The organism is Ochrobactrum sp. SFR4 (assembly GCF_019730395.1).
Lineage (GTDB): Bacteria > Pseudomonadota > Alphaproteobacteria > Rhizobiales > Rhizobiaceae > Pseudochrobactrum.
Genome location: NZ_JAAPBB010000551.1, coordinates 1 through 309 on the forward strand (window position 1 = coordinate 1; position 309 = coordinate 309).

The 309-nt window shown below is 54.7% G+C and carries 1 protein-coding gene; it reads right to left on the reverse strand.

Features of this window, described 5'->3' with window-relative positions; all coding sequences use genetic code 11:
• Nucleotides 1–309, reverse strand: a 309-nt coding sequence (locus tag HBA93_RS20205; protein ID WP_221724465.1) for a nitroreductase family protein, incomplete at both ends; no start/stop codon positions are given.

Consider the following 309-nt stretch of genomic DNA (forward strand, 5'->3'; position numbering starts at 1 on the left):
CGAGCAGGCGCTTGCCATCTTCATCATCGGAATACCAGTTGGTGATCCAGTTGCTGCCATAGCCAAGCGCATTGGCAGCATTGCAAAGCTGCATAGCGCAAGCACCGGAGGACAGGAATTGTTCCCATTCCGGAATACGATGCGTGTCACGCGGGCTGCAAACCACACCAATAACAAGCGGCGCACGAGAGAAGCGCTTCAGTTCTTTTTCACGATGGCTCTCGGAAAACTCTTCATTATTTTCCGCAGCGCGCTGAGCAGCACGTTCTGCCAGCATCTCACCGACCTGAATACGCGCATCGCCGCGAT